This window comes from Aquipuribacter nitratireducens (genome assembly GCF_037860835.1).
Taxonomy (GTDB): domain Bacteria; phylum Actinomycetota; class Actinomycetes; order Actinomycetales; family JBBAYJ01; genus Aquipuribacter; species Aquipuribacter nitratireducens.
This window is the reverse complement of sequence record NZ_JBBEOG010000003.1, coordinates 239760-266401: the sequence shown is the minus strand read 5'-3', so window position 1 is coordinate 266401 and position 26642 is coordinate 239760. Positions and strand designations below refer to the sequence as shown.

Annotated in this window: 29 protein-coding genes; 12 read left to right on the top strand and 17 right to left on the bottom strand. The window is 75.4% G+C overall.

Features of this window, described 5'->3' with window-relative positions:
* Positions 1-5 precede the first annotated feature (5 nt).
* The 4 genes from WAB14_RS07545 to WAB14_RS07530 form a co-directional block, all read right to left on the bottom strand.
* Positions 6-1817, bottom strand: a complete 1812-nt coding sequence (locus WAB14_RS07545) for an N-acetylglutaminylglutamine amidotransferase (protein WP_340268945.1) — start codon at positions 1815-1817, stop codon at positions 6-8.
* 5 nt (positions 1818-1822) lie between these two features.
* Positions 1823-2290, bottom strand: coding sequence for a helix-hairpin-helix domain-containing protein (locus tag WAB14_RS07540; RefSeq protein ID WP_340268944.1), 468 nt, complete (start codon positions 2288-2290; stop codon positions 1823-1825).
* A 33-nt stretch (positions 2291-2323) separates the two neighbouring features.
* A complete protein-coding gene (locus WAB14_RS07535; protein ID WP_340268943.1) occupies positions 2324-3634 on the bottom strand; it encodes a GNAT family N-acetyltransferase in 1311 nt (436 codons plus the stop codon).
* Between the two features lie 63 nt (positions 3635-3697).
* Positions 3698-4381 (bottom strand): AAA family ATPase, encoded by a 684-nt coding sequence (locus WAB14_RS07530; RefSeq protein WP_340268942.1) that lies wholly within the window; start codon positions 4379-4381, stop codon positions 3698-3700.
* Between the two features lie 70 nt (positions 4382-4451).
* Here WAB14_RS07530 and WAB14_RS07525 point away from each other — a divergent pair, with 70 nt between their 5' ends.
* Entirely contained in the window at positions 4452-4844 is a 393-nt protein-coding gene (locus WAB14_RS07525; RefSeq protein WP_340268941.1) for a hypothetical protein, read from the top strand.
* Between the two features lie 10 nt (positions 4845-4854).
* On the opposite strand, the gene WAB14_RS07520 is transcribed toward WAB14_RS07525, so the two are convergent.
* Entirely contained in the window at positions 4855-5259 is a 405-nt protein-coding gene (locus tag WAB14_RS07520; RefSeq protein WP_340268940.1) for a PPOX class F420-dependent oxidoreductase, read from the bottom strand.
* Positions 5260-5276: 17 nt separating this feature from the next.
* Here WAB14_RS07520 and WAB14_RS07515 point away from each other — a divergent pair, with 17 nt between their 5' ends.
* Genes WAB14_RS07515 through WAB14_RS07505 form a run of 3 tightly spaced genes read left to right on the top strand, consistent with a single transcriptional unit; the run spans position 5277 to position 7826 of the window.
* On the top strand, positions 5277-5687 hold the full coding sequence (locus tag WAB14_RS07515; RefSeq protein ID WP_340268939.1) for a hypothetical protein: 411 nt from the start codon (positions 5277-5279) through the stop codon (positions 5685-5687).
* Entirely contained in the window at positions 5684-6433 is a 750-nt protein-coding gene (locus tag WAB14_RS07510) for an SDR family oxidoreductase (protein WP_340268938.1), read from the top strand. The genes WAB14_RS07515 and WAB14_RS07510 overlap by 4 nt, the downstream gene beginning before the upstream one ends.
* 40 nt (positions 6434-6473) lie before the next feature.
* Complete coding sequence (locus WAB14_RS07505) at positions 6474-7826, top strand: HNH endonuclease (RefSeq protein WP_340268937.1); 1353 nt, start codon at positions 6474-6476, stop codon at positions 7824-7826.
* Positions 7827-7865: 39 nt separating this feature from the next.
* Here the strand turns inward: WAB14_RS07505 and WAB14_RS07500 are convergent, their stop codons facing one another.
* The gene (locus tag WAB14_RS07500; protein WP_340268936.1) at positions 7866-8432 is read right to left on the bottom strand and encodes a dihydrofolate reductase family protein; all 567 of its coding nucleotides are present in this window, start codon (positions 8430-8432) and stop codon (positions 7866-7868) included.
* 42 nt (positions 8433-8474) lie between these two features.
* Between WAB14_RS07500 and WAB14_RS07495 the strand changes: the two genes are divergently transcribed.
* Positions 8475-9770, top strand: coding sequence for a competence/damage-inducible protein A (locus WAB14_RS07495; protein ID WP_340268935.1), 1296 nt, complete (start codon positions 8475-8477; stop codon positions 9768-9770).
* A 68-nt stretch (positions 9771-9838) separates the two neighbouring features.
* Positions 9839-10249: a DUF2695 domain-containing protein gene (locus WAB14_RS07490; protein WP_340268934.1), complete on the top strand. Its 411-nt coding sequence runs from the start codon at positions 9839-9841 to the stop codon at positions 10247-10249.
* An 11-nt stretch (positions 10250-10260) separates the two neighbouring features.
* On the opposite strand, the gene WAB14_RS07485 is transcribed toward WAB14_RS07490, so the two are convergent.
* The 3 genes from WAB14_RS07485 to WAB14_RS07475 are packed head-to-tail and all read right to left on the bottom strand — an operon-like array spanning position 10261 to position 14110.
* Positions 10261-12624, bottom strand: coding sequence for an ATP-binding cassette domain-containing protein (locus WAB14_RS07485; RefSeq protein ID WP_340268933.1), 2364 nt, complete (start codon positions 12622-12624; stop codon positions 10261-10263).
* The gene (locus tag WAB14_RS07480; RefSeq protein WP_340268932.1) at positions 12621-13331 is read right to left on the bottom strand and encodes a Type 1 glutamine amidotransferase-like domain-containing protein; all 711 of its coding nucleotides are present in this window, start codon (positions 13329-13331) and stop codon (positions 12621-12623) included. Before WAB14_RS07480 ends, WAB14_RS07485 begins: the two co-directional genes overlap by 4 nt.
* Positions 13332-13384: 53 nt before the next feature.
* On the bottom strand, positions 13385-14110 hold the full coding sequence (locus WAB14_RS07475) for an SDR family oxidoreductase (protein ID WP_340268931.1): 726 nt from the start codon (positions 14108-14110) through the stop codon (positions 13385-13387).
* Between the two features lie 48 nt (positions 14111-14158).
* Here WAB14_RS07475 and WAB14_RS07470 point away from each other — a divergent pair, with 48 nt between their 5' ends.
* Both WAB14_RS07470 and WAB14_RS07465 read left to right on the top strand, forming a co-directional pair.
* Entirely contained in the window at positions 14159-14515 is a 357-nt protein-coding gene (locus WAB14_RS07470) for an ArsR/SmtB family transcription factor (RefSeq protein WP_340268930.1), read from the top strand.
* Positions 14512-15615: a cation diffusion facilitator family transporter gene (locus WAB14_RS07465; protein WP_340268929.1), complete on the top strand. Its 1104-nt coding sequence runs from the start codon at positions 14512-14514 to the stop codon at positions 15613-15615. Before WAB14_RS07470 ends, WAB14_RS07465 begins: the two co-directional genes overlap by 4 nt.
* Here WAB14_RS07465 and WAB14_RS07460 read toward each other — a convergent pair.
* A complete protein-coding gene (locus tag WAB14_RS07460) occupies positions 15570-16115 on the bottom strand; it encodes a hypothetical protein (RefSeq protein WP_340268928.1) in 546 nt (181 codons plus the stop codon). The two genes, WAB14_RS07465 and WAB14_RS07460, sit on opposite strands and share 46 nt — an antisense overlap.
* Complete coding sequence (locus tag WAB14_RS07455; RefSeq protein WP_340269171.1) at positions 16112-17065, bottom strand: aldo/keto reductase; 954 nt, start codon at positions 17063-17065, stop codon at positions 16112-16114. The genes WAB14_RS07460 and WAB14_RS07455 overlap by 4 nt, the downstream gene beginning before the upstream one ends.
* 69 nt (positions 17066-17134) lie before the next feature.
* Between WAB14_RS07455 and WAB14_RS07450 the strand changes: the two genes are divergently transcribed.
* The 3 genes from WAB14_RS07450 to WAB14_RS07440 all read left to right on the top strand — a co-directional run bounded on the left by WAB14_RS07450 (position 17135) and on the right by WAB14_RS07440 (position 19804).
* Entirely contained in the window at positions 17135-17956 is an 822-nt protein-coding gene (locus WAB14_RS07450) for a glycerophosphodiester phosphodiesterase family protein (RefSeq protein ID WP_340268927.1), read from the top strand.
* A 4-nt stretch (positions 17957-17960) separates the two neighbouring features.
* Positions 17961-19349 carry an MFS transporter gene (locus WAB14_RS07445; RefSeq protein WP_340268926.1) on the top strand — a complete coding sequence of 463 codons (1389 nt, stop codon included), beginning with the start codon at positions 17961-17963 and terminating at the stop codon, positions 19347-19349.
* A gap of 110 nt (positions 19350-19459) precedes the next feature.
* Positions 19460-19804 (top strand): RNA polymerase-binding protein RbpA, encoded by a 345-nt coding sequence (locus tag WAB14_RS07440; protein WP_340268925.1) that lies wholly within the window; start codon positions 19460-19462, stop codon positions 19802-19804.
* Between the two features lie 64 nt (positions 19805-19868).
* Here the strand turns inward: WAB14_RS07440 and WAB14_RS07435 are convergent, their stop codons facing one another.
* From WAB14_RS07435 to kamD, 6 genes are read right to left on the bottom strand one after another with little or no spacing between them, the layout of a single operon-like run.
* The gene (locus WAB14_RS07435) at positions 19869-20648 is read right to left on the bottom strand and encodes a polyprenol monophosphomannose synthase (RefSeq protein ID WP_340268924.1); all 780 of its coding nucleotides are present in this window, start codon (positions 20646-20648) and stop codon (positions 19869-19871) included.
* Positions 20645-22375, bottom strand: coding sequence for an apolipoprotein N-acyltransferase (gene lnt / locus WAB14_RS07430; protein WP_340268923.1), 1731 nt, complete (start codon positions 22373-22375; stop codon positions 20645-20647). The genes WAB14_RS07435 and lnt overlap by 4 nt, the downstream gene beginning before the upstream one ends.
* Positions 22372-23268 carry an ATP-grasp domain-containing protein gene (locus WAB14_RS07425; RefSeq protein ID WP_340268922.1) on the bottom strand — a complete coding sequence of 299 codons (897 nt, stop codon included), beginning with the start codon at positions 23266-23268 and terminating at the stop codon, positions 22372-22374. Before WAB14_RS07425 ends, lnt begins: the two co-directional genes overlap by 4 nt.
* The gene (kal, locus tag WAB14_RS07420; protein WP_340268921.1) at positions 23265-23648 is read right to left on the bottom strand and encodes a 3-aminobutyryl-CoA ammonia lyase; all 384 of its coding nucleotides are present in this window, start codon (positions 23646-23648) and stop codon (positions 23265-23267) included. Before kal ends, WAB14_RS07425 begins: the two co-directional genes overlap by 4 nt.
* Positions 23645-24430, bottom strand: a complete 786-nt coding sequence (gene kamE, locus WAB14_RS07415; RefSeq protein WP_340268920.1) for a lysine 5,6-aminomutase subunit beta — start codon at positions 24428-24430, stop codon at positions 23645-23647. Before kamE ends, kal begins: the two co-directional genes overlap by 4 nt.
* Complete coding sequence (kamD, locus tag WAB14_RS07410; RefSeq protein WP_340268919.1) at positions 24427-26037, bottom strand: lysine 5,6-aminomutase subunit alpha; 1611 nt, start codon at positions 26035-26037, stop codon at positions 24427-24429. Before kamD ends, kamE begins: the two co-directional genes overlap by 4 nt.
* Positions 26038-26183: 146 nt before the next feature.
* On the opposite strand from kamD, the gene WAB14_RS07405 reads away from it, so the two are divergent.
* Positions 26184-26624 carry a CHRD domain-containing protein gene (locus tag WAB14_RS07405; protein WP_340268918.1) on the top strand — a complete coding sequence of 147 codons (441 nt, stop codon included), beginning with the start codon at positions 26184-26186 and terminating at the stop codon, positions 26622-26624.
* Positions 26625-26642 lie beyond the last annotated feature (18 nt).

The window sequence follows — 26642 nt, the reverse complement described above, 5'->3', positions numbered from 1 at the left end:
TGCGCTCACCCCACCCCGTGCGCCTGCAGCCACCACTCGAGGAGACCGAGCTGCCACAGCTTGTTGCCCCGCAGCGGCGTGAGCTCGGCGTTCGGGTCGGCCATGAGCTGGTCGACGTAGTCGTCGCGGAACAGCCCCCGCCGCCGCGCGGCCGGGTCGTGGAGGGCGTCGCGGACCACGTCGAGGACCTTGCCCTGCAGGTGCGTGATCGCGGGGACGGGGAAGTACCCCTTCGGCCGGTCGATGACCTCGCGGGGCACGACGCGACGTGCCGCCGCCTTGAGCACGCCCTTGCCGCCGTCGGCGAGCTTGTGCTCCGGCGGACAGGCGGCCGCGAGCTCGACGAGCTCGTGGTCGAGGAAGGGCACGCGGGCCTCCAGCCCCCACGCCATCGTCATGTTGTCGACGCGCTTGACGGGGTCGTCGACGAGCATGACCTCGGTGTCGAGCCGCAGGGCGGCGTCGACGGCGGTGTCGGCCCGGCCCTGGGTGAGGTGGTCGCGGACGTAGGAGAACGAGGGCCCGTCGGCGCCGGCCCCGCCCATCGCCTCGTAGACGGCGGGCGTCACGACCTTGCCCATCGCGGCGTGGTCGCGGTCGAAGAACGCCTTCGCGTAGGCCTCGGGGGCGTCCTCGACGCGGAGGCCCTGCAGCGGCGGGTACCAGTGGTAGCCGGCGAAGACCTCGTCGGCGCCCTGGCCGGACTGGACGACCTTGATGTGGCGGGACACCTCGCGGCTCAGCAGGTCGAAGGCGACGACGTCGTGGCTCACCATCGGCTCGCTCATGTTCATGATCGCGTGCTCGAGGCTGCCGGCGAGCTCGTCGGAGCCGACCCGGATGCGGTGGTGGTTGGTGTCGAAGCGCTCGGCGACGACGTCGGAGTAGCGGAACTCGTCGCCCTCCCGGCCGGCGACGGCGTCGAAGCCGATGCTGAAGGTCGCGAGGTGCGCCTGCCCCTGCTCGGCGAGCAGCCCGACGACCAGGCTGGAGTCGACGCCACCGGACAGCAGGACGCCGACGGGGACGTCGGCGACCATGCGTCGGCGCACGGCGGTCCGCAGCGCCTCGATGGTGGCGTCGGTCCAGTCGTCGAAGTCCCAGCCGGCGTGCTCGTCGCGCCGGGTGTAGTCCGGCGTCCAGTACCGGGTGTCGGTGTGGCTGCCGTCCGGCTCGTACACGCGGACGGTCGCCGGCGGCATCTTGCGGACGCCGTTCAGGATGGTGTGCGGGGCCGGGACGACGGCGTGCCACGACAGGTAGTGGTGGAGCGCGACGGGGTCGATGCTCGTGTCCACGTCCCCGCCCGCGAGCAGCGCCGGGACGGTCGAGGCGAAGCGCAGCCGGTTGCGGGCGCCGGTGCCGCGGGAGAGGTAGAGCGGCTTGATGCCGAGCCGGTCCCGGGCGACGACGACCCGGCCGGTGTCCCGCTCGTGGATGACGATGGCGAACATGCCGAGGAGGCGGTCGACCCACGACAGGCCCCACTCGGCGTACGCCTTGAGGACGACCTCGGTGTCGGAGGTCGAGAAGAAGCGGTGGCCGAGGCCCTCGAGCTCGGCCCGCAGCTCGCGGTAGTTGTAGACCATGCCGTTGAAGACCGCGGCGAGACCGAGGTCGTTGTCGACCATCGGCTGCGCCCCGCACTCCGACAGGTCGATGATCTTGAGCCGACGGTGGCCGAACGCGACGCGGCCCTGGGACCACACCCCGGCGCCGTCGGGACCGCGGGGCGTCATGACGTCGGTCATGCGGGCCACGGCCGCCACGTCGGCGGTCGAGGAGTCGAAGGTGATCTCGCCGCTGATGCCGCACATGGCGTCTACCCTTCCAGACCCTCGCGGCGGGGGCCCGGGGGCGTGCGGTCGCCCGTGAGCTCCCGCGCCTGGCCGGGCCAGGTGGCGAGCGTGGGGGAGCGTCGCAGGCCGGCGGCGGCCAGCGCCGCCGCCAGGTCGTCGGTGCTCGCCGCCGCGAGGGCGTCGAGATCGCTGATGCCGGCGGCGGCGAGCGCCGCGGCGCTCTTGGCGCCGATCCCCTGGACACGCAGCAGCGGGCTGCCGGCGCGCGCGGCGCGGACCAACGGTGCCGACACCGGTGCCTGCGGTGCAGGCGCCGCCGCCTGCGGCGCACGGGCCACGGGCGGGGGCACGGCGCCCGTCGTCGCGGGGCGGCGGCGCCGGTGGAGGAGCAGCCACCCCGTGAGCGCCGCGAGGCCGCCGAGGGCGGCGACGAGCAGCAGTGCGGGCAGGTGGCGGGACCGGGTGCGGCGCGGGCGTCTCCGTGCGGTCACGCGTCGAGCCTGGCAGAGGGGCGGGACCTTCGCTCAGAACCCCTGGACGCCCGCGAGTGCGACGGGGGCCACGTGGGCCAGGCGCTCGAGCAGGGCGACGCCGCCGGGGCGGTGCTCGTCGAGCCCGCCGGCGGCGGCGAGGAGCGGGAGCGGTCGCACCCCGGTCGCGACCGCGGGGACCGCGTGGACCGGCAGGGTGAGGTCGGGCAGGGCGTCGGTCGGCACCACCTCCGCGTGACCATCCTCGTCGACGTCCAGCCGCCACGTGCCCCCCGCCGGGCCGTCCGGGTCGACCACCTGGAGCACGAGCCGGCCCGGTGCGGACCAGCGACGGGTCGAGAGCAGGGCGGGCGTGTCGAGGACCCGCCACCAGTGCCCGTCACGCACCGACGCCCGCACGGCGCGACCGTCCACGGGCAGGTGCCGCAGCAGGTCGGCGGGGGAGCGGTGCTCCGCCGTCACCGAGCGGACGAGGTCGAGGTCGAGGACGAACCGCCACAGCACCGCCGCGACCCGCGGGTCGAGGGCCGTGAGGTCGTGGACGGTCGCGGTGTAGGCGGGGCCGCCGTCCTCCCAGCGCTCGTCGAGCCCGACGCGCGCGTACCCGTCGACCGTGCCGTCCTGTCCCTCGTGGACCACGCGCAGGCGCGGGGGGCGCGCGGTGTCGGCCTCCGGCGCGGGGATCCGCTCGAGGAGGCGCAGCCACCCGACCTCGTTGCGCCCGACGGCGCCGGGCATGCGCAGCCGGGCCGCCTCGAACAGGTCGGGTCCGACGTCGAGGAGGTCGTCGTCCTCGACGAGTCGCAGCCGCCCCGGCGCGGCCGTCGACGCCACCGACCACGAGCGTGCCTGCGGCACGGCGACCGTGAGGTCGGCCACCTCGCTCGCGACGCCGTAGCCGTAGCGCCCGTAGATCGCGGACTCGCTGGCGAAGAGGGTCGCGACGACTGCGCCGGTGGCGCGGGCGTGGTCGAGGCAGTCGCGCATCAGGGCGGTGAGCAGGCCCCGGCGACGGTGGGTGGGGGACACGCTCACGGTGCTGACGAGCTCGCTCGGCACCGAGCGGGCGTCGAGCGGGTCGTGCCCGGTGAGGGCACCGCCGGGGACGGTGCTGCTGCCGCGCCACGACCGGAACGTCGCCACCCAGCGCCCGCCGTCCTGCACGCCGGTGAGACGCTGCCCTCGCCACGTCGGCAGCACCGCCTCGAGCTCCGCGCGGGTGCCGCGCGACACCCCGAACACGTCGGCGAAGGAGTCGCGCCAGCTGCGCGCGGCGTCGACGTCGTCGAGGTCGGGGGAGAGGATCGCCGTCGCGCGCTGGTCCGTCGCGTGCTGGTTCGTCACGCATGGTGACGCTAGGCCCTGCCCCCGCCCGCCGTCACACCTCTTTCGCCGACTCGCCCCGCGTCAGTGACCGAGCGGCGGGTGCGGCATGCGGCCGTCGGGCCCGAGGACCACGTGCGCGCCGGTGTGCGGTCCCTCCCGGCGGACGTACTCCTCCTCCTGTCGGGCCCAGCGGTGCCAGTGCGGCCGGTACGTGTCGCCGTCGCGCGTCATCGCGCGCTCGTGCCGGACGTGGGCGGGAACCTCGAGCCACACCACGAGGTCGGCCCTGGCGCGCGCGGCGGTCGACGCGGCGCCGACGCCCTCGACGAGGACGACGTCGCGCGGTCGCACCGTCACCGCGGGCCCGGGCGTGCCGCTCGACCAGCGCCACGTCGGGTAGCTGACCGCGCGACCGGCGCTCAGCAGGGGCAGGACGTCGTGCGCGAGCATCCGCACCGCGGCGTCGAGCCCGTCCCACCCGGGGTAGATCCCGTCCATGTGGACGACCGTGACGTCGACGTCCGACTGCCGCAGCGCGCGGGCGAGGTGCCGCGCGAGCGTCGTCTTGCCGCTGCCGCTGCGCCCGTCGACGAGGACGACGGCCGGGGGTCGGTCCGCGTGGTCCTGCACCGCGGCGAGGACCTTCGGCAGCAGCACGGCGGTGCCGCGGACGGCGCCGGAGCGCGTGCGGCGCTCGGCGTCGATGGCGGCGTCGACGGCGGCGTCCGCCACCGCGTCGTCCTCGTCCGCCCCGGCCCCTACCACGGGTCCCACGGTAGGGGGCGAGAGCGGGTGCCGGGGGCCGGGGTGGGATGCTCAGACGCGTGACCGAGCGATGATCGACCCCGTCGTGGCGGTGCTCGTCGCGGTCTCGGCCGTCGTCGCCGTGTGGGCCGTGCGGGCCGCGCGCCGGGACCGGCCGCCGAGCAGGCGCCTGCTGCAGGTCACCGCCGGCGTCGAGGTCGTGCTCGTCGTCCAAGCGGTCGTCGCCGTGGTCGGGATGGTGCGCGGCGTCGGGCCCGAGGGCTCGACGGTGCTGTTCGTCAGCTACCTCGTGACGGCGGTGATGGTGCTGCCGCTGGCCCTGCTGTGGGCCCTGGTCGCCGAGCCGGACCGGTGGAGCAGCGCCGTCGTCGCGGTCGCGGCCTTCACCGTCGGGGTCATGGTGATCCGGCTGTGGGACCTGTGGGTGGGCGGGGTGCAGATCGGGGCGCCGCCGGGTGCGTGACGCCCTGGCCTCAGGAGGACGGCGGCCGGTCGCGCAGCACGAGCCCGACACGCTCCCGCGCGGAGGTGCGGCCGAGGAGGCGCGCCAGGCGCATCTGCCACCCGTACTTGCGCAGCAGCGCGCCGGTGACCCGGGCGAGGTACTCCGGACCCTCGACGACGACCGCGCTCGCCGCGAGGTCGGGTCCCGTCCTCCGGCCGCGCATGTCGCAGGAGGCGAGGAGGACCTCCGGGTTCCGACGGGCGCGGCGGACCTTCCACGAGTCGCGGTCCGTGATCACGACGAGCGCGTCGCCGTCCGGCGCCGCCCACACCGGCGTCGCCTTCGGCCGGCCGTCGCGCGTGAACGTCGTGAGGAGCACGAAGGAGGACGTGGCCAGGTCACGGATGCCGGAGGGGTTCCGGGGTGTGCCCATGACGGGAGGCTAGGCCCATGAGCAGCGGCGCCAGGAGGGCACGGCCCACGCGCAGCGGACCGGGGCGCCTCCTCGTCGCCGTCTACGCCGTCCTCGCCGTCGGCGCGACGAGCCGCTCTGTGTACCAGGTGCTCGTGAAGTTCGACGAGGCGCCGATCGCGTACGTGCTGAGCGCCGTCGCGGCGCTCGTCTACGTCGTCGCGACGGTCGCGCTCGCGGTCGACCGCCCGGCCGCCCGGCGCGTGGCGTGGGTGGCCGTCGGCACCGAGGCGGTCGGGGTGGTCGTGGTCGGCACCGTCAGCCTCGCGCGACCGGCCCTGTTCCCGGAGCCGACCGTGTGGTCCGACTTCGGGCTCGGGTACCTCCTGATCCCGCTCGTCCTGCCGTTCCTCGGGCTGTGGTGGCTGCGCCGGACGGGACGGCCGTGACCGGCGACGAACCGCAGGTCCTCGTCGTCACGGGCGGCACCCGCGGCATCGGCGCCGCGGTTGCGGCCCGCGCGGTGGGGGCCGGGTACGCGGTCTGCCTCTCCTACGCCGGGGACGACGACGCGGCGGCGGCGACGGCCGAGTCGCTGCGGGCGGTCGGCGGCGCCGTGCGGACGCTGCGCGCGGACGCACGGGACCCCGGCACGCCCGCCCTCCTCCTCGACGCCGCGGCCGAGCTCGGGGCGGTCACAGGGGTCGTCGCCAACGCCGGGGTGACGGGCCGCCTCGGCCGGCTCGCCGACAGCGACGCCGAGGGGCTGCGGCGCGTGGTCGACACGAACGTCGTCGGGACGCTGCTCCTCGCCCGCGAGGCGGTGCGGCGATGGGAGGCGGACGCGACGCCCGGCGTGCTCGTCACCGTCTCGTCGGTGGCGGCGACGAGCGGCGCGCCGGGGGAGTACGTCGGGTACGCGGCCTCGAAGGCCGCCGTGGAGGCCCTCACGGTCGGCCTGGCCAAGGAGGTCGGCCCCGCCGGCATCCGCGTGTGCTGCGTCTCGCCCGGCACGACCCGCACGGACATCCACGCCGCTGCGGGGGAGCCCGGGCGGGCGGACCGGGTCGCTCCCGTCGTGCCGCTGCGTCGTGCGGGGGAGCCCGACGAGGTGGCGGCGGCCGTCATGTGGCTGCTGTCCGGGGAGGCCTCGTACGTCAGCGGCTGCGTGCTCCGCGTCGCGGGTGGCCTCTGAGGGCTTGCCGGGCAGCCGAAGGTCGACTACTATCGAACACGTGTTCGATCGACAGGCGGTGACCGTCGGAGCGATCCTCGCTGTCGCGCGCCGACTGGCCGAGCTCGACGACGGCGTCGACGACGAGGCGCTCGTCGAGCGCCTCGGGGCGCTGGAGGCGCTCAAGGCCGCCGCGTCCGCGGCGCAGGCACGGGCCGCGGCGGCCCTGGACGCATCACAGCGGCAGCAGCAGCGACTGACGGGGGTGCCCGCCGCCGAGCGGGGGAGAGGCGTCGCCGCGCAGGTCGCGCTGGCGCGCCGGGAGTCGGCTCACCGCGGCGGCCGCCTCCTCGGTCTGGCCAAGGCCCTCGTGCACGAGATGCCCGGAACCTTCCGCGCCCTCCAGGCCGGTCGGATCAGCGAGTGGCGCGCGACCGTGCTCGCCCGCGAGACCGCGGTGCTCAGCCGCGAGGACCGGGCCGCGGTCGACGAGGAGCTCGCCGGCTCAGCCGAGGCGCTCGCGCGGCTGGAGGGCATGGGGGACCGGGAGGTCGCAGCGGCGGCGAAGCGGATCGCGTACCGGCTCGACCCGCGCTCGGTCGTGGCCCGCGCGAGGCGCGCCGAGGGGGAGCGCTGCGTCACCATCCGACCCGCGCCGGACACGATGGCGTACGTCACCGCCCTGCTCCCGGTGCAGCAGGCGGTGTCCGTCCACGCCGCCCTGCAGCGCGCCGCCGACGCCGCGCGCGGCCGACCGGGCGGCGACGAGCGCTCTCGCGGTCAGCTCATGGCCGACGCCCTCGTCGAGCGCGTGCTCGCCGGCGCTGCGGCAGCGCCTGGGACCCCGAGGGTGCCGGACGTCGCGGTCCGGCTCGTCGTGACCGACCGCACCCTGCTCGCCGGCGGCGACGAGCCTGCCGCCCTCGAGGGGCACGGACCGGTGCCCGCGGGGTGGGCCCGAGAGCTCGTGGCCGGCACGGTGGAGGCGGGCGCGCGTGTCGCGCTGCAGAAGGTGCTGCTCGACGACCTCGGTCGGCTCGTCGCCATGGAGTCCCGTGGTCGCTTCGCGACGCCCGGACTCGCGGCTGCGGTCCGCCTCCGCGACGGCGGCACGTGCCGGACCCCCTGGTGCGACGCACCCGTGCGGCACGTGGACCACGTCGAGCGCCACGCCGAGGGCGGTCGCACCCGGCTCCAGGACCTGCAGGGGCTGTGCGAGGCGTGCAACCAGGCCAAGGAGGCCGCGGGCTGGCGGTCCCGCGTCGACGAGGCGACGGGAACGGTCGTCATCAGGACGCCGTCGGGTGTCGAGTACCGCTCGGTGCCGCCGCCGCTGCCCGGGGCGCCACCCACCACGGCAGAGGGGAGCCCGATCGAGGCCCACCTCGCTCTGGTGGTCGGCCTCGCCGCGTGAGCCGGAGGCCTTGCCCTCAGCGACGTGACATAACGTGCATTATCGGTGCTGCACGCGATAGCGACAGAGGACGACGTCACCCTCGAGCTCGCGTGTCTCGACGAGGTCGAGTGCGACCCGTGCGTCGAGTGTCGTGAAGAACGGCGTGCCGCCGCCCACGAGGACCGGTGCGGTGAGGAGGACGTACTCGTCGACCAGGCCGGCACGCATGGCCGCCGCCGCCAGCGTCGCACCGCCGATGTCCATGGGGCCGCCGCCCTCGGTCTTCAGCCTCGCGATCTCGGCGAGCGTGTCGCCGGTCACGAGACGCGTGTTCCAGTCGACGGCCGTGACCGTCGAGGAGAAGACGACCTTCGGCATGTCCCGCCAGCGGCGGGCGTACTCGCGCTCCGCCGGGGTCGCGTCGGGCTGCTCGTCGGCGTGCGGCCAGTACGAGCTCATCGACCGCCACAGCCCCGCTCCGTACAGCGCGAGGTCGGTGGCGGCGACCCGGTCGGACCAGTACCGGAAGAGCTCGTCGCTCGGCACGCTCCAGCCGAGGTCGCCACCAGGGGCCGCGACATAACCGTCGAGGCTCACGTTCATCGCGTACGTCAGCGTCCGCACCTCATCACCCTGCCAGCCGGTGGACCACCTAGGGTCGGCGACATGGCGCGAGCGGCGGTCGTCGTCACCGGCACGGAGGTCCTCACCGGACGGGTCCCGGACGCCAACGGCCCCTGGCTCGCCGAGCAGCTGCGGGGCCTCGGCGCCGACATCGGTGCGGTCGTGACGGTCGGCGACCGCCCTGGGGACCTCGCGTCGGCTCTCCGGTTCGCCGCGTCGGGCCACGACCTCGTCATCACCTCCGGCGGTCTGGGCCCGACCGCCGACGACCTCACCGTGGCCGTCGTCGCCGACGCGCTCGGCCTCGGTATCGGCCTCGACACTGCCCTCGAGACCCGCATCCGTGCCGTCGTCGACCGCATCGCGGCGGCGCGGGGCTGGACGACGCCCGAGAACGAGCTGGCCGCCGGCACCCGGAAGCAGGCGCTGGTGCCCGAGGGCGCGGCGGTGCTGGAGCCGGTCGGCACCGCCCCTGGCCTCGTCGTCGCCGACCCCCGGGGCGGACCGCCGGTCGTCGTCCTCCCCGGTCCCCCCTCGGAGCTGCAGGCGATGTGGCCGACAGCGCTCGACGACCCGCGTGTCCGGGCGGCGCTGGGGCTCGACGACGGCGCCGAGGCGCTGCACGAGCGGACCATCCGGATCTCCGGGCCGCCCGAGGCCGAGCTCGCCGGGCTGCTGCGCGAGCACGAGCAGCGGCACGGCCGCCTCGAGGCGGCCGGCCTGGAGGTGACGACGTGTCTCCGCGACGGCGACCTCGAGGTCGTCACCCGCTTCCGACCCCGCGCCTCCCCCGCCTACGACGCGCTCGAGCACGCGGTCCTCGGTCGCTTCGCCGACAGCGTCTACTCCACCGACGGGGCGACGGTCGACGAGGTCGTCGCCGCGGGCCTGCGGCGACACGGCTGGACCGTCGCCACGGCGGAGTCGTGCACGGCGGGCCTGCTCGCCGGCCGGCTCGCGGACCTGCCCGGGTCGTCGGAGTACCTGCTGGGTGGTGTCGTCACCTACTCCGACGCCGCGAAGACGACCCACCTCGGGGTCCCGGCCGACCTCATCGCCCGCCGGGGGGCCGTGAGCGCGAACGTGGCCCGGGCGATGGCCGAGGGGGTGCGGCAGCGCTTCGGGTCCACGCTCGCGGTCGCGGTCACAGGGATCGCCGGGCCCGGCGGCGCGCGGCCGGGCAAGCCGGTCGGCCTCGTGCACGTCGCTCTCGCCGGCCCCGACGGGACCGGGACCCACCGGTTGCACCTCACGGGTGACCGCGCGCACGTGCGCGCCCGCACCGTCACGCGGTGCCTGCACCTGCTCCGTGCCGCGGTGGGTGGACCCGGGGACTGAGGCCGGGGGCGACGACCACTCCCCTGTGGCACGAGTTGTGTCCGACCTGGCTCGTACACCCTGTACCCATGAGCGACGACACGATCACCACCGCCGAATCCCACGTCCACGCCGCTGCCCTCCGGCTCACCACCCCGCGCGACGGGGAGTGCCTCGTCTGCTTCCTCGACCGGCAGGTCGCAGCCTTCGGCTGCCACACGGACCTCCGCTTCGCCCGGCTCTACCGCGACACCGTGGCACCGCGAGCCAGGGGCCTGGAGACACGTCTGGGTCGCGGCGGCGGCTTCTGCGACTGCGAGTGCCTGATGAACACGTTCGAGCCCGCACGCTCGCTGTGGGTCGAGGTCCCGTACGCCGAGGACCCGGACGGTCGCTACGAACCGGACCGGCAGCCCCCGGCCACCATGCCGACGTGCGCCGGAGTCGCCCCCGGCACGGTGCAGCCCTGCGCCAACTGGACGACGCGGCGCCGGTGGTGAGAGACGGGTCCTCAGCCGCCGACGTACGCGGCCAGGTGCTCCGCCGTCAGGGTCGAGCGCGTGGCGACGAGGTCGGCGGGCGTCCCCTCGAACACCACGCGCCCGCCGTCGTGCCCGGCGCCCGGTCCCAGGTCGACGATCCAGTCGGCGTGCGCCATCACGGCCTGGTGGTGCTCGATGACGACGACGGACCGACCGGCGTCCACGAGCCGGTCGAGCAGCCGGAGGAGCTGCTCGACGTCGGCGAGGTGGAGACCGGTCGTCGGCTCGTCGAGGACGTACACCTCCCCCTTCTCCCCCATCTGGACGGCGAGCTTCAGCCGTTGCCGCTCGCCCCCGGACAGCGTCGTCAGCGGCTGCCCGAGCGTGAGGTAGCCGAGACCGACGTCCGCGAGCCGTTCCACGACCGTGTGAGCAGCCGGGGTGCGCGCCTCACCGGTCCGGAAGTACTCCTCCGCCTCGGCGACGGACATCGCGAGCACGTCGGCGATGTGCCGTCCCCCGAGCGTGTACTCCAGGACCGCGGCCTGGAAGCGACGCCCCTCGCAGTCCTCGCACGTCGACTCCATCGTCGCCATCACCCCGAGGTCGGTGAAGATGACGCCGGCGCCGTTGCACGTCGTGCACGCGCCCTCGGAGTTGGGGCTGAACAGCGCGGGCTTCACGCCGTTCGCCTTCGCGAAGGCCTTGCGGACGGGCTCCAGCAGACCCGTGTACGTCGCGGGGTTGCTGCGCCGCGAGCCGCGGATGGCCCCCTGGTCGACGACGACGACTCCGTCGCGCCCGGCGACCGAGCCGTGCACGAGGGAGCTCTTGCCGGACCCCGCGACGCCCGTGACGACGCACAGCACGCCGAGCGGGATGTCGACGTCGACGTCCCGGAGGTTGTGGGTCCGGGCCCCTCGCACCGGCAGCGTCCCGGCGGGGGCACGGACGGACCGCTTGAGCGCCGCGCGGTCGTCGAGGTGGCGCCCGGTGACGGTGCCGCTGGCGCGCAGCCCCTCGACCGTGCCCTCGAAGCACACCGTCCCGCCGTCGCTCCCGGCGCCCGGGCCGAGGTCGACGACGTGGTCCGCGACGGCGATCGCCTCGGGCTTGTGCTCGACGACGAGGACGGTGTTCCCCTTGTCCCGCAGGCGCAGCAGGAGCTGGTTCATGCGGGCGATGTCGTGCGGGTGCAGGCCGATGGTCGGCTCGTCGAAGACGTACGTGACGTCGGTGAGCGAGGACCCGAGGTGGCGGATCATCTTCGTCCGCTGGGCCTCTCCCCCGGACAGCGTGCCGGAGGGCCGCTCGAGCGAGAGGTACCCGAGGCCGATCTCGGTGAAGGAGTCGAGCAGGTGCTGCAGCCCGGCGAGCAGCGGCGCGACCGTCGGCTCGTCGAGGTCACGCACCCAGTCGGCGAGGTCGGTGATCTGCAGGGCGCACACGTCGGCGATGTTGCGGCCGGCGATGCGCGACGAGCGCGCCTCGGGGGCCAGCCGGGTGCCCTCGCAGTCGGGGCACGCGGCGAAGGTGACGGCCCGCTCGACGAAGGCGCGGACGTGCGGCTGGAGGGAGTCGACGTCCTTCGACAGCATCGACTTCTGGATCCTCGGGATGATCCCCTCGTACGTGAGGTTGACGCCCTCGACCTTGATCTTCGTCGGCTCGCCGCGGAGCAGCGTCTCCCTCTGCGCCTCCGTGAAGTCGCGGATCGGGGTGTCCATGGGGAGTCCCACGCCCGCGAACAACCGCCCGTACCAGCCGTCCATGCTGTAGCCGGGCACCCGCAGCGCCCCCTCGGACAAGGACCTCGAGTCGTCGTAGAGGGCGCTCACGTCGATGTCGTCCACGCGCCCCATGCCCTCGCAGCGGGAGCACATGCCGCCGAGCCGGGTGAACGTCGCCTTCTCCGCCTTGCTCTTCCCGCCCCGCTCGACGGTGATGGCCCCGCTCGCCCGGACGGACGGCACGTTGAACGAGTACGCGTTCGGCGGCCCGATCTGCGGCTGACCCAGACGGCTGAAGAGGATCCGCAGGAGGGCGTTGGCGTCGGTGACGGTGCCGACGGTCGAGCGCGGGTTGGCCCCGATGCGCTCCTGGTCGACGATGATCGCGGTGGTGAGGCCCTCGAGGACGTCGACGTCCGGGCGCGCGAGGGTCGGCATGAACCCCTGGACGAAGGCGCTGTAGGTCTCGTTGATGAGGCGCTGGGACTCCGCGGCGATGGTCCCGAACACGAGCGAGCTCTTCCCCGAGCCGGACACCCCGGTGAGGACGGTGAGGCGCCGTTTCGGCAGGTCGACGTCGACGTCGCGGAGGTTGTGGACCCGTGCGCCCCGCACCCGGATGAGGTCGTGGCCGTCCGCCGGGTGGGCCGTGGTGGCGCTCACGCCGCCACGACCTCCTCGAGCGGCTGGCTGCGGTGCGCCAGCACCCGGCTGCGGCCCCCGAGGAGCACCCGCGGGCCGCCCTGGCCGACCGCGCGCACCGACCCCTCGTGGACGAGCACCCCGCCCGCCTCGGGCAGGCCCCAGCGCAGCCCGTCGGGGTCGTCGGGGTCCCGCCAGCCGCGCCGGTCGCGCCCGTCGTCGTGGACGAGGGCGAGGCCCGGCACCAGTCCGAGACCGACGGCGACCGTGGGCTCGCCCGTCGCCCCGGTCCTCCTGTCGGGCAGCACGGTGCGCTCGCAGAGGACCATGGCGCCGGCGGACGCCCCGGACAGCGCGACGCCCGAGCGGTGCGCGTCGGTGAGCGCGCCGGCCAGGCGGCCGCCGTCGGCGCGGAACGCATCGAGCAGCCGCGACGGGGAGCCCCCCGGCAGCACGACGAGCCCGGCCCCGGCGACGGCCGCGAGGCACTCCTCGAGGTCCACCTCCGGGTGGGGGGTCACGACGACACGGCGGCGCACGAGGTCGGCGTAGTAGCGCCGCGCCCGCGACGCGGCCCGGGCGTGGTCCACCCCGGGCGTGGCGGCGCCGAGGACCACGACGACGTCGCCGTCGGGCGCCTCGCGCACGAGCTCCAGGTCCATGGCCCTGCACGCCGGCTGCATCTCGCCCCCGCCCTGCAGCAGGACCGCTCCCGCGATGTCTGCCATGCCCCGGAGCCTCGCGCAGACGGCCCGGCGGCTCAAGTGCCGCGCCGCAGCGCTCAGGGGCGGACGCCCCACCCGCCGTCGACGTCGATCGTCTGGCCCGTGACCCACGCCGCGTCCTCCGACAGCAGCCACGCGACGGCGGGGGCGATGTCCGCGGGAGCGCCCCAGCGCCCGCCCGGCATTCGCTCGGCCACGACCGCGCGGGTGGTCTCGTCGGCGTAGCCGGTGTCGACCGGACCCGGGTTCACGCAGTTGACGGTCGCGCCGAACCCGGCGGCCGTCGCCGCGAGGCTGGCGGTGACCCCCTGCACCGCGGCCTTCGACACGGCGTACGCGATCTCGTCGGGCATCGGCCGCTGGTGCACCCCCGTCGTGAAGAGCACGACCCGCCGGGCGCCGGCGGCGAGGGCGGCCCTGACGAGCAGCAGCGTCGCCCGCGTGTTGACCGCCCAGCAGCGGTCGAGCTCCTGCGCGTCGGCAGCCATCAGGTCGCCCTCGGAGGAGCGGGCGTGGACCGCCACGAGCGCGTCGAGGCGGCCGTCGCGGCCGACGTGCTCGGCCACGACCCGTGCCGGCACCGCGGCGTCGGCGAGGTCGGCGGTCGCGTAGTGGGCGAGGTGCTCCGTGGGCGCCGGCTCCCCCACCCCCCACGGCCACTCCTCGTCGTGCGCGGGCCACCCCGTCGCCGACACCCGCCAGCCGGTGGCGGCGAGGTGCGTCGTGACCTCGGCGGCGATGCCGAGGCGCCGGCTGAGGCCGGTGACGAGGACGGACCGCACCCGCGCGAGCCTAGGCGCCGGGACAGGACGCTGTGCCATAGTCTGCGTGTGCGCGTAGATACGCAGACAGCAGTCCCTCGGCAGGACCACCACCACGACGTCGACCTCGACGACGTCGGCGCCCGCTCGGCGGCGCAGGTGTTCGCCCTGCTGAGCGACCCGACGCGGCTGTCGCTCGTCTGGCACCTGCGGGCCGATGAACGGTCGGTCACCGAGCTCGCGCAGCTCGTGTCGCGGCCCGCCGCGTCGGTCTCGCAGCACCTCGCGAAGCTGCGGCTGTCGGGTCTGGTCGCCACCCGCCGCGAGGGCACGACCGTCCACTACCGCCTCGCGGACGAGCACGTCGGGCGCCTCGTGGTCGACGCGCTCTCGCACGGGCAGCACTCGGACGAGGGGGACCGGTGAGCGACCACGACCACGCGCACGACCACGACCACGCGCACCCGGCCGGAGTCCTGCGCCGGGCCTGGGCCGCGGTGACGCACGCCGTCCGGCCGCACAGCCACGACCACGCCGACTCCGTCGACAGCGCTCTCGTCACCTCCGCCGCCGGCATCCGCGCGACCAAGATCTCACTCGTCCTGCTCGGCGTCACGGCGCTGCTGCAGCTCGTCGTGTACGCGTTCAGCGGCTCGGTCGCCCTGCTCGCCGACACGATCCACAACCTGTCGGACGCCTTCACGTCGGTGCCGCTGTGGATCGCGTTCGTGCTGGTGAGACGCCCGGCGTCCCGCCGGTTCACGTACGGGCTGGGGCGCGTGGAGGACCTCGCGGGCATCCTCATCGTCCTCTTCATCGCCGCCTCCGCCGTCGTCGTCGCGGTCGAGAGCCTCCGGGCGTTCGCCGACCCCCGGCCCTTCACCAACATCTGGGTCGTCGGTGTCGCCGGCGTCATCGGCTTCCTCGGCAACGAGGCGGTCGCCGTCTACCGCATCCGGGTCGGGCGGCGCATCGGCTCGGCCGCGCTCGTCGCCGACGGCAACCACGCCCGCACGGACGGCATCACGAGCCTCGGGGTGCTCGTGAGCGCCGTCGGTGTCGGGCTCGGGTTCCCCCTCGCCGACCCGCTCGTCGGCCTCGCGATCACCGTCGCGATCCTCGTCATCCTCGTGGGCGCCGCCCGGGACGTGCTGCGGCGGCTCCTCGACGCCGTCGACCCCGCGCTCGTCGACGACACGGAGGCGGTGCTGCGGACCGTCGACGGCGTCCGGGAGGTCGAGGCCGTCCGCATGCGCTGGACCGGTCACCGCATCCGTGCGGAGGCCGACATCGCCGTCGACGGCGACCTCGACCTCCGCACCGCGCACGACATCGCGGAGAACGCGCGGCACGAGCTGCTGCACCGGGTCCGCGGCCTCGACGACGTCTCGGTCCACGTGAGCCCGGAGCACGTCGAGGGCGGCGACGACCCGCACGCCCTCACCCACCACCACCGCACGGTGTGCGAGCAGCCGCCGGCTCAGCCCGGGGCGTCCCGCTCGAAGCGGAGCGTGCCGCCGACGTAGCCGCCGGGGCTCCGCGCACCGGGGCGGAAGCCGGCCCGCCCCAGGAGCCGGGCGACCCCGGTGTCCCGCGCGGGCGCGGCCACCGACACCGGCACGGTGTCCGGCAGGGCCGCCAGGAGGGTGGCGAACGCGGCGCGTCCCCGGCGCGTCCCCGGCACGACGACCCGGACGACGTCGAGCGTTCCCCCGCGCTCCCGCCACCCGAGCATCCCGAGGACGGGGTCGGCCGGGGCGCCGACCCACACGGCCCCGGCCTCGACGGGGTCGGCGCCGTCGCCGGCCGGGAGGTCGACGTGCAGCGGCACGACCTCGGGGCCGGCCAGCGCCTCCACCCGGCGCCGGGCGGACGCGACCGACGTCTCGTCCTCGGTGCGCTCGAGCAGCGCGAGGGCCGTCCGGGCGCACACGAGCGCCTGCGACCGCCGGCCCGCGGCCTCCCGGGCGGCGGAGTCGTGCAGCCAGCGGCGCGCCCGCTCCGCCGGCCCGGGCGGTTCGGTCACGGGCGTCCGCTGATGTCCTCGAGCTCGGCGAGGTCCGCCGCCGTCGGCTCCCACAGGCCCGCCCGGACGTTGGCCCGTACCTGCGCCGGCGTGCGCGCACCCGCGATGACGCTGCCGACCGCAGGCTGCGCCGCGAGCCCGCCGAGCGCCACGGTGAGCAGGTCGAGATCCCGCTCCTCCGCGAAGCGGGTGAGGGCCTCGATGGTGTCCCAGTCCGCGCCCTCCAGCCTCGCGGCCATCCGCGGCGAGGACAGCCGGGACCCCTCGGGCGCCGCCTGGCCGCGCGAGTACTTGCCGGTCAGCAGCCCGGACGCCAGTGGGTAGTACGGCAGGAGCCCGACCCCGACGTGCTCGCAGGCGGGCACGAGCTCGGCCTCGGCGGAGCGGTCGAGCAGGTTGTACGCGTTCTGCGCCGACACGAACCGCTCGGTGCCCAGCGACTCCGCGGCGCGGTCGGCGTCGACGACCTGCCACGCGGCGAAGTTCGAGGAGCCGACGTAGCGGACCTTGCCCTCCCGGACGAGGTCGTCGAGCGTCGACAGCGTCTCCTCGACCGGCGTCGCGGGGTCCGGCGTGTGCATCTGGTAGAGGTCGATCCAGTCGGTGCGGAGCCGCCGCAGCGACCCCTCGACGGCCCGGCGCACCGCGGTGCGGGACCCGTGCGCGTCGTCCCACGCCGGTGCGTCGACGCGCCCGTCGGGGTGACCGAACTTCGTCGCGAGGACCGTGCCGTCGCGCCGGCCGACGAGCGCCCGTCCCAGCAGGTCCTCGCTCTCCCCCGGCGTCGAACCGTAGAGCTCGGCGCAGTCGACGAAGGTGACGCCCGCGTCGAGGGCGGCGTGGACGACGTCGCGGGTGGCGTCGGCGTCGATGCGGGCGCCGAAGGTGTTGCCGCCCAGTCCCACGGTCGACACGACGAGACCGGAGTCCCCGAGCCGGCGGTACGTCATGTCGGGCAGGTCGTCCCGCGTCGTCATGCCGGCGACGCTACGACAGCCTCCGCGCCCTAGCCTGGCGGGGTGAGCGGCAGGCTCCCCCACCCCGCGCTGGCCGGCCCCCCGCTCGCCTTCGCCCACCGCGGGCACACCCCGACGGCGCACGACCCCGACGGCTCGCACGCGTGGGAGAACACGGTCGCGGCGTTCGAGGCGGCCGTCGCCCTCGGCATCACCCACCTGGAGACCGACGTCCACGCGACCCGGGACGGCGTCGCCGTCGTCCTCCACGACCCCGACCTGCGGCGGACGACCGGTCGCCCCGGGCGTGTCGAGCGGCTGACCTGGCGGGAGGTCGCGACGTACCGGGTCGCGGGGCTGCACGCCGTGCCCCGCGTCGAGGAGGTGCTGGAGGCGCTGCCCGGTGTCGTCCTCAACGTCGACGTGAAGGCGGCCGCCGCGGCCGTCCCGCTGGCCGACGCGGTGCGGCACGCGCGGGCCGAGGACCGTGTCGTCGTCGCCGCGTTCGACGGGCGACGGGCTCGCGCGGCGCAGCGGGCCGCCCCGGGCGTCGCCCGCTCCGCCGGCACGGCGTCGGTGGCGGCGACACGCCTCGCGACCGAGGTGGCCCGGGTCTCGGCGCCGGCGGCCCGGGCGCTGGTCCGGGCGACGCTCGCGGGTGCGGACGCCCTCCAGGTACCGCTGCGGGCGCGCCGCGTCGAGGTCGTGACACCGCTGCTCCTCGACGTCGTCCACGAGGTCGGCGCGCAGGTCCACGTCTGGACCGTCGACGACCCCGCGGAGATGCACCGGCTGCTCGACCTGGGGGTGGACGGCCTGATGAGTGACAGGGCGGACGTCCTCGCGCGTGTCATGAACGGACGGGGGCACGGGCGGGCACTATGAGCCCGTGCCGCCCCCGGGTCCCCTCGTCGACCCGGTCGCCCGTCGCCGGGAGCAGCGCGGCTGGTACTTCTACGACTGGGCGAACTCCGCCTACGTCACGACCGTCGGGACCGTCCTCGTCGGGCCGTACCTCACCGCCGTGGCCACCGCGGCCGCGTGCCCCGACCTCACCGAGGGCGAGGAGTGCCGGGGCACGGTCGCGCTGCTGGGCGTCCTCGACGTCAGCCCCAACAGCCTCGTCGCGTTCCTCATCAGCATCTCCACCGTCGTCATCGCGCTGCTGCTGCCGTTCGTCGGCGCGATCGCCGACCGCTCCCCACGCAAGCGGGTCCTGCTGGCCCGGCTCGCGTGGGCCGGTGCCGCGTTCGCGGCCTGCCTGTTCCTCGTCACCGGGGACCGGTGGGCCCTCGGCGCCACGCTGCTCGTGCTCGGCAACGCGTGCCTCGCGGCGTCCCTCACGGTGTACGACGCGATCCTCGTCGACATCGCGACGCCCGACGAGCGCGACAGGGTCTCGAGCCGGGGGTGGGCGCTGGGGTACCTCGGCGGCTTCCTCCTCCTCGTCGTCAACCTCGGCCTCGTCCTCGGGGCGGGCGCGCTCGGCGTCCCCGACGGCCTCGCGGTCCGCATCAGCCTGCTGTCGGCCGCGCTGTGGTGGGCCGGCTTCACGGTCGTGCCGTACCTGCGCCTGCACGACCGCCCGCCCACCGACGTCGTCGGCGGTCGCGAGCAGGGGGTGCTCGGCCTCGTGCGCGGGTCGCTGCGCCAGCTCGGCGACACGGTGCGGGAGGCGCGCCGCTACCCCCAGACGCTGCTGTTCCTCGGGGCGTACGTCCTGTTCAACGACGGGGTCCAGACCGTCATCGCGGTGTCGAGCATCTACGGCTCCGTCGAGCTGGGGTTCGCGACCGAGCAGCTCATCGTCGCGATCGTCGTCGTGCAGGCCGTCGCCTTCCTCGGGGCCCTCGTCTTCGGGCGCGTCGCCGCGGTGCTCGGCGCGAAGCGGACGATCCTCGTGAGCCTCGTGGTCTGGACGGTCGTCGTCGGGCTCGCCTACCTGCTGCCCGAGGGCCGGTTCGGGCTCTTCGTCGCCCTCGCCGCGGGCATCGGCCTCGTGCTGGGCGGCACGCAGGCCCTCAGCCGCTCGCTGTTCAGCCAGCTCGTCCCCTTCGGCAAGCAGGCGGAGTACTTCAGCCTCTACCAGGCCGCCGAGCGCGGCACCTCGTGGTTCGGCACCCTGACGTTCGGCCTCGTCCAGCAGCTCACGGGCTCGTTCCGGCTCAGCATCCTCGCCGTCGTCGGGTTCTTCGTCGTCGGCGGCCTCCTCCTCGTGCTCGTCGACGTGCGCCGCGGCATCGCCGACGCCGGGAACGAGGCCCCGCGCGTCGTGTGAGGCAACGCCCCGCCGCAGGAGAACCGGAACAGGGTGCATCCGCAGGGCGTTCCCACGACGTACACCAGACAGACCCACCGCGGGTCGTCATCGAGAGACGGAGGTGCGTGATGGCCGAGCGCAGCCTGCGAGGGTCCCGACTCGGGGCCATGAGCATGGAGTCCGACGCGGCGGTCGAGCCCGCCCCGCGTCAGCCTGCAGAGTACCTGTGCCCCAACGGGCACACGATCGTCGTCCCCTTCTCGACCGAGGCGGAGCCGCCGGCGCTGTGGGAGTGCCGGTGCGGGGCCGAGGCCCTGCTGCGCGACGCGACGCGTCCGGACCCGAAGCCGGTCCGCCCGCAGCGCACGCACTGGGACATGCTCCTCGAGCGGCGCACCATCGCCGAGCTCGAGGTCCTCCTCGAGGAGCGGCTGTCGCTCCTCCGCGAGGGCAAGCTGCCCCGCTCCGCCTGAGAGACGTCCCCGGGGTCTGGGGACACCCGGACGCGCCCTAACGCGCGTCCTCGGCCGCGCCGGCTCACCGTGGGGAGCCGGCGCGGCTGTGCGTCCGGCGCGCCGCGCGACCTCCCAGGAGGGACCGCAGCTGGGAGGAGCGGTACCCCGCGCCCCACACGGTGACCCGCCACAGGGCCTCCCGCACGATGTCGCCGGACATCTTCGACACGCCCTCGGAGCGTTCGGCGAACGTGATGGGGACCTCGACGACGGTGAGCCCGGCACGGACGGCACGCCACGCGAGGTCGACCTGGAAGCAGTAGCCGGCGGACGCGACGTCGGCGAGCGGGATCGTCCGGAGGGCGTGTGCCGTGAAGGCGCGGTAGCCGGCCGTCGCGTCGCGCACGTGCGTGCCGAGGGCGACGCGCGTGTAGAGGTTGCCGCCGCGCGAGAGGGCCCGCCGCGACAGGGGCCAGTCGACGACCTCGCCGCCGTTGACCCACCGCGACCCGATCGCGAGGTCGGCGCCCGCGGCGACGGCGTCGAGGAGGCGCTGCAGCTGCTCGGGGGCGTGGGAGCCGTCCGCGTCCATCTCGCAGACGACGTCGTAGCCCCGTGCGAGGGCCCAGTCGAACGCCGCGAGGTACGCCGCACCCAGTCCCGCCTTGCTCGTGCGGTGGAGCACGTGGATGCGGGGGTCGGCGGCGGCCCGCTCGTCCGCGTAGCGCCCCGTGCCGTCCGGGCTGCCGTCGTCGACGACGAGCACGTCGACGTCCGGCTGCGCCGCGCGGAGCCTGTCGAGGAGCCGCGGGAGGGACTCGATCTCGTCGTACGTCGGCACGCAGACGACGGTTCGCGTCACGGTGCGTCTCCCTCCCCGGTGGCCGGCTCCCCCACGGTCTCGGCACGTCGGGGGGCCGGCTGGAGCGAGGCGACGCCGTGGGCGAGGACGAGGAGCAGCGCGACGGCGACGAGGACGAGCTCGGGCACCAGGCCGAGCAGCGTCGCCGGGGTGCTGCCGCTGCGCAGCTGCACCTCGTCGAGGAGGACGTCGGGCTCGAACGTCCCGGTCCGGCGACCGGTCGAGCCGTCGACGTCGACGACCGCGCTCGTCCCCACGTTGCTGATGTGGACGAGCTGCCGGCCGTGCTCGACGGCCCGGACCCGTGACATCGCGAGCTGCTGGAGGTTCTCGTCGGTGTCACCGAACGTCGCGTTGTTCGTCGGGACGACGAGGAGGTCGGCGCCCGCCGCCACCTGCCCGCGCATGACGTCGTCGTCGACGACCTCGAAGCAGATCGCGGGACCCACCAGGGCGGGACCCATCCCGAGCGCGGCGTACCGGTCGCCGGGGGCGAAGTCCGTGACCTGGTCGACGAACGGGGAGAACCGGCGGAAGAAGTCGCGGTAGGGGATGTACTCCCCGAACGGCGCGAGGGACCGCTTGACGTAGAAGCCCGCCTCGTCCGGGTCGGGGTCGGGGTCCGCCGGCTCGACGTCCGCGGGACCGACGGGCTCGGCCCGGAAGCCGGTGCCGGGCTCCCACACGAGCATGGCGTTCGTGATGTTCTCCCCCGGCCCGCGCAGGACGGCGCCGACGAGGACGGGGACCCCGACGGCGTCGGTGGCCCCGCTGATGACGTCGGCCGCGTCGGCGTTCGCGAGCGGGTCGATGTCGGAGGCGTTCTCCGGCCACAGCACGAGGTCGACGGGTGCGACCTCGCCGGCCTCGATGCGCGCGGCGAGGGTGAGGGTGCCCTCGACGTGGTTGTCGAGCACCGCGCGGCGCTGGGCGTTGAAGTCGAGCCCCGCCTGCGGCACGTCCCCCTGGACGGCGGCGATGCGCGCCGTGCCGTCCTGGGGGCGCAGCGTGCTCCCGGCGGCCGCCGCGCCGGCGGGCACGGCGAGGCCGACGACGACGATCGTCGCGACGGCGCCGGCGAGGGCGCGCCGGCCGGCGGGGAGCCGGCGCGCCGCGAGGAGTGCGAGGACGAGCAGCGCGGCGGCGACGGCCACGACGGCGCCCCCGAGCAGCGGCGCCCCGCCGAGCGCCGCGACGGGCAGCAGCGGGCTGTCGGCCTGGGAGAACGCGAGCCGGCCCCAGCCGAACCCCCCGAAGGGCCACCGCGACCGCAGGGCCTCCGCCGCGACCCACACGGCGGCCGCGAGCAGCGGCAGGCTCCACAGCAGCCGACCGGCGCGGGCCTCGGCCACGCGCCACGCGAGCACCCAGCCGGGCACCGCCAGCCCGAGGAGCGCGCCCTCGAGCGTCGCGAGCGCGAGCCACGGCAGCGGTCCGACGTAGATGCCGCTCCACTGCAGCTGCGGGAGCATGAACCCGAGGCCGAGCAGGAGCCCGTACCCCGTGGCGGGCCCGAGCGCGCGGCCGCGTGCGACGAGGAGCCCGGCCGCCACCGCCGGCAGGGCGAGGGGCCACGCGCCGACCGAGGGGAAGGCGGTGTCGAGCAGGACGCCCGCCACCACCGCGAGGGGCACGGCGACCGGCCACGGCACCGTCGGTCGCGGCACGGGTCCCGGCGCGGGTGCGGCCGCGGCGCTGCCGGGCACGGTCGTGCTCGTCGCGCTCACGCGGGAAGGGTACGCACCCGTTGGGCCAGCGCCCGCGCCCAGGCACGTGTCGAGGCGCCGCTGTCGTCGGCGACGAACCACAGCGACGGCTCGGTGAGCTCGAGCTCGAGCAGCACCGGCTCGCCGTCGGGGCCCGGCACCGTGTCGACGCGGGCGTACAGCAGGGGCGCGTGGGCGGGGAAGCGCGCGGCGAGCCACGCCGTCACGTCGGCCGCGAGGCGCCGCTGCGCCGGTGTGGCCTCGCGGGCGCGGATGTCCTCGACGGCGTAGAGGCCGGGGGTCGCCTCGGCCTCGGCGTGGAGGAGCTGGCCCTTGCGGAAGACGTGGGAGACGACGCCGTCGACGACCACGAGGCCGGTCTCCCCGTCGGTGTCGACGGCCTCGAGGTACGGCTGGACGAGGACCGGGCGGCCGGCGCGGAGCAGGTCGGCGGCGTGGTCGGTGGCGGCACGGGGGTCACCGTGGCGGCGGGTGTCCTTGCTGCCGGCGCTCACGGTCGGCTTGACGACGACCGTCGCGGACTCGGCGAGCGCGGCCGCGACGACGTCGTCGAGGCGGTCCTGCTCCCCCGGACGCACCGTGGTGGACGGCGCGACGGGCAGACCTGCCGCCGCCAGCTCGTCGAGGTACGTCTTGTCCGTGCTCCACGCCAGCACATCGGCCGGGTTCCACAGCGTCGGGACCGTCCCCGACCACGCGAGGAACTCCTCGCGCCGCGTCGCGTAGTCCCACGTGCTGCGGACGACGGTCGGCGCGGACCAGTCGGCCGACGGGTCGTCCCACACCTGGTAGCGGACGTCGAGCCCCACCTCGGCCATCGCGGGCAGGGCGAGGTGGTCGTCGGGGTCCCCGTCGGGCAGCTCGGCGCACGTGGCCCACACGACGGTCGTCACGGGACGACGACCGTGCCCGTCGCGCGGGTGACGACGAGCGGCGGGTCGAGCGCCGCGGACGCCGACGGGGACACCTCGGGACGCGCGCGGCACACGACGCGCGCCTCGAACGCCACCTCGCGGCTGCGGCGGCCCACGCGGACGAGCTCGGCGCTCACCTCGAGGACGTCGCCGGCGCGGACCGCGTCGAGGAAGCGGACCTCGGCGTACCCGGCGAACAGGCCCTCGTCGCCGTCGGTGCGGATGCACAGCTCGGTGGCGACGTCGCCGAACAGCTTCAGCGAGAACGCGCCGTCGACGAGCCCGCCGCCGTAGTGGGCGTCGCCGTGGTGGACGTAGCGGCGGTGGGTGACGGTGGTGCCGACCCGGGGGTCGCTCATGCGGGGGCCTCCTGTCCTGCCGGGCCCCCCGAGCGCCCGGCGACGGCGTGGACGAGGTAGCTCGCGACCTCGCCGGGGGTGGTGCCGCGACCGAAGACGCGGTCGACGCCGAGGGCCGCGGCGCCGGTCTCGTCGAAACGCGGTCCGCCGACGACGAGCAGGGGCCGGCGCGTGGCGGGGAACGCCTCCCGGAACGCCGCGGACATCGTCGTCGTGTTGTGGACGTGGGCGTCCCGCTGGGTGACGACCTGGCTCACGAGGACGGCGTCGGCCCGCTCGGCGCGGGCTCGTTCGACGAGGTCGGGAACCGACACCTGGGCGCCGAGGTTCACGACCTTCATCTCGCGGTAGTACTCGAGGCCCTTCTCCCCCGCCCACCCCTTGACGTTGAGGATGGCGTCGATGCCGACGGTGTGGGCGTCGGTGCCGATGCAGGCTCCGACCACGACGAGCTTGCGCTGGAGCGCGTCGCGGATCGCGGCGTTCGTCTCCTTCGGCGTGAGCAGCGGGTACTCGCGCTGGACGACCTCGACGGCCGCGACGTCGACGACGTGCGACACGGGGCCATAGACGACGAAGAACGTGTACCGGTCCCCGATCCCCTTGGCGTGGACCACCATCGGCTGGTCGATGCCCATGCGCCGCGCGAGCTGCGCCGCGGCGCCCTCCGCCCGCTTGCCCGGCGGGAGCGGCAGCGTGAACGACACCTGGACCATGCCGTCGCCCGTCGTGTCGCCGTACGGGCGGACCACGGGCGGGACGCCCTCGGGCAGCGCGCTCACGCGAGCACCTCCTCGTGCACCGGCACGCCGCCCTCGAGGAGGTCCGACACGGGGTTGACGTAGTCGTCGGCGCGCACGACGACGCCGTCGAGGCCACGGCCGCCGTCGGCCGGGCGGCGCATCCCGCCGAAGGTCCCCTCCGCGATGGCGGCGAGCAGCCCGCCGTCGGTCGCCGTGATGCGCTCGAGGAGGTCGACGGCCTCGCCGAGGACCTGGCGGGCGCGGGTCGCGACGAGCCCGTCGGGGGCGGGCACGAAGTCCTCCCCCAGCCGGCCCGCCGCGCGCTGGACGTAGCGGACGTTCTGCAGGGCGAGGTCGCGGTCGGACAGCCACGGCGTCACGACGGCCTCCGTCATCATCCCGACGAGGAGGATGTCCTGGTCGGTCATCGACCCGACGAGGTTGAAGAACCCGTCGAGGAGGTAGCCCCGGAACACGTCCCCGGTCATGTGCCGGGTGGGCGGCATCCACTTGAGCGGCGCGTCGGGGAACAGGGTCCGGGCGAGCAGGGCGTGCGCGAGCTCGAGGCGGAACGACTCCGGCACCTCCGGGTCGATCTCGAACGCGTGGCCCAGACCGAGCAGGTGGTCGGGCAGCCCGGCCTCGTGGGCGAACGTCTCGTTGAGCAGCTGCGACACCGTGACGGTGTGGGCGGCGTCGACGGCGTCCGCGGTCGTGAGGTAGTTGTCCTCGCCGGTGTTGATGATGATGCCGGCGCGGGCGTGCACCTGGCGGGAGAAGCGTTGGTCGACGAAGGTCCGCAGCGGGTTGATGTCGCGGAAGAGGATCCCGTACATCGAGTCGTTGAGCATCATGTCGAGGCGGTTGAGACCGGCGAGCGTCGCGATCTCCGGCATGCAGAGGCCGCTCGCGTAGTTCGTGAGCCGCACGTAGCGGCCGACCTCGTGCGACACCTCGTCGAGAGCGGCCCGCATGATGCGGAAGTTCTCCGCCGTGGCGTACGTCCCGGCGTAGCCCTCCCGGGTCGCGCCCTCGGGCACGTAGTCGAGCAGCGACTGCCCGGTCGAGCGGATGACGGCGATGACGTCCGCCCCGGCGCGGGCGGCGGCCTGCGCCTGCGGCACGTCCTCGTAGATGTCGCCGGTCGCGACGATGAGGTAGATCCACGGCCGCTGCGGCGGGTCGCCGATGCGGGCGACGAGCTCGTCGCGGTCGGCGCGGGCCGCGTCGACGCGCGCGACGCCGGCGGCCGCCGCCGCGCGCGCCCCCGTGAGCGCGTCCCGGCGCGCACTGCCCCCGGGCAGGTCGAAGCGGACGGCGCCGGCCGCCGCGCGCTGCGCGAGGCGGGTGAGGTCGGGGGCCTCGCCGCGGGCGAGGGCGTCCCACACCGGGAGGGCGACGCCCTGCTCGAGCCCGACGCCGGCGCGGACCGCGTCGACGAGGTGGTTCGCCCACGGGATGCCGTCGGGGTCGGCGCCCTCGAGCCCGGCCATCCGGAGCACGGCTCGCTCCACGCTGACGGTCGTGCGGGTGCGCGCGAGGTCGACGACCGGCGCAGCGGCCCGCACCGCGAGGCTGCGGGCGTGCGCGACCACCGTGGGGTCGAGGTCGAGACGCGGGCGGTGGCGCTGCGGGGACGGGTTCACGCTCGTGCTCCTGCTCCGGGTGGTGCGGACGGGGTGCGGGCGGCTCTGGCGCGCCACGACGGCACGGAGGACGCTCGTGCTCGGGACGCGCGGCCCGACGAGGACGCCGGGCCGTCAACGCCCCCTTCGCAGAAGGAGACCCCCCCATGCGCCGATCCCTCGCCCTCGTGGCCGCCGCGGCCGCCGCGGCCGCCGCCGCTGTCGCGCTGTCCGCTCCCGCCGCCGCCGGCGGCCGTCCCTTCGACGTCGACCTCCTCGGTGCCGCGGAGGTGCCCGGACCGGGCGACCCCGACGGCTCCGGGACGGCCGGGCTCACGATCAACCCCGGCCGCGGCGAGGTCTGCTACACGATCACCGTGGCCGACGTGGACCCGGTCCTCGCCGGCCACATCCACGTCGGGACGGCCGACGTGGCCGGCCCGGTCGTGGTGAACCTCGCGCCGCAGGTCGTCGACGGCACCGCGCGCGCGTGCGTCGCCGTGGACCGCGACCTCGCCCTCGCGATCATCCGCGACCCGGCGGGCTACTACGTCAACCTCCACAACGCCACCTACCCGGCGGGGGCGCTGCGCGGCCAGCTGGGGTGAGCGAGCGCCACGGCACCG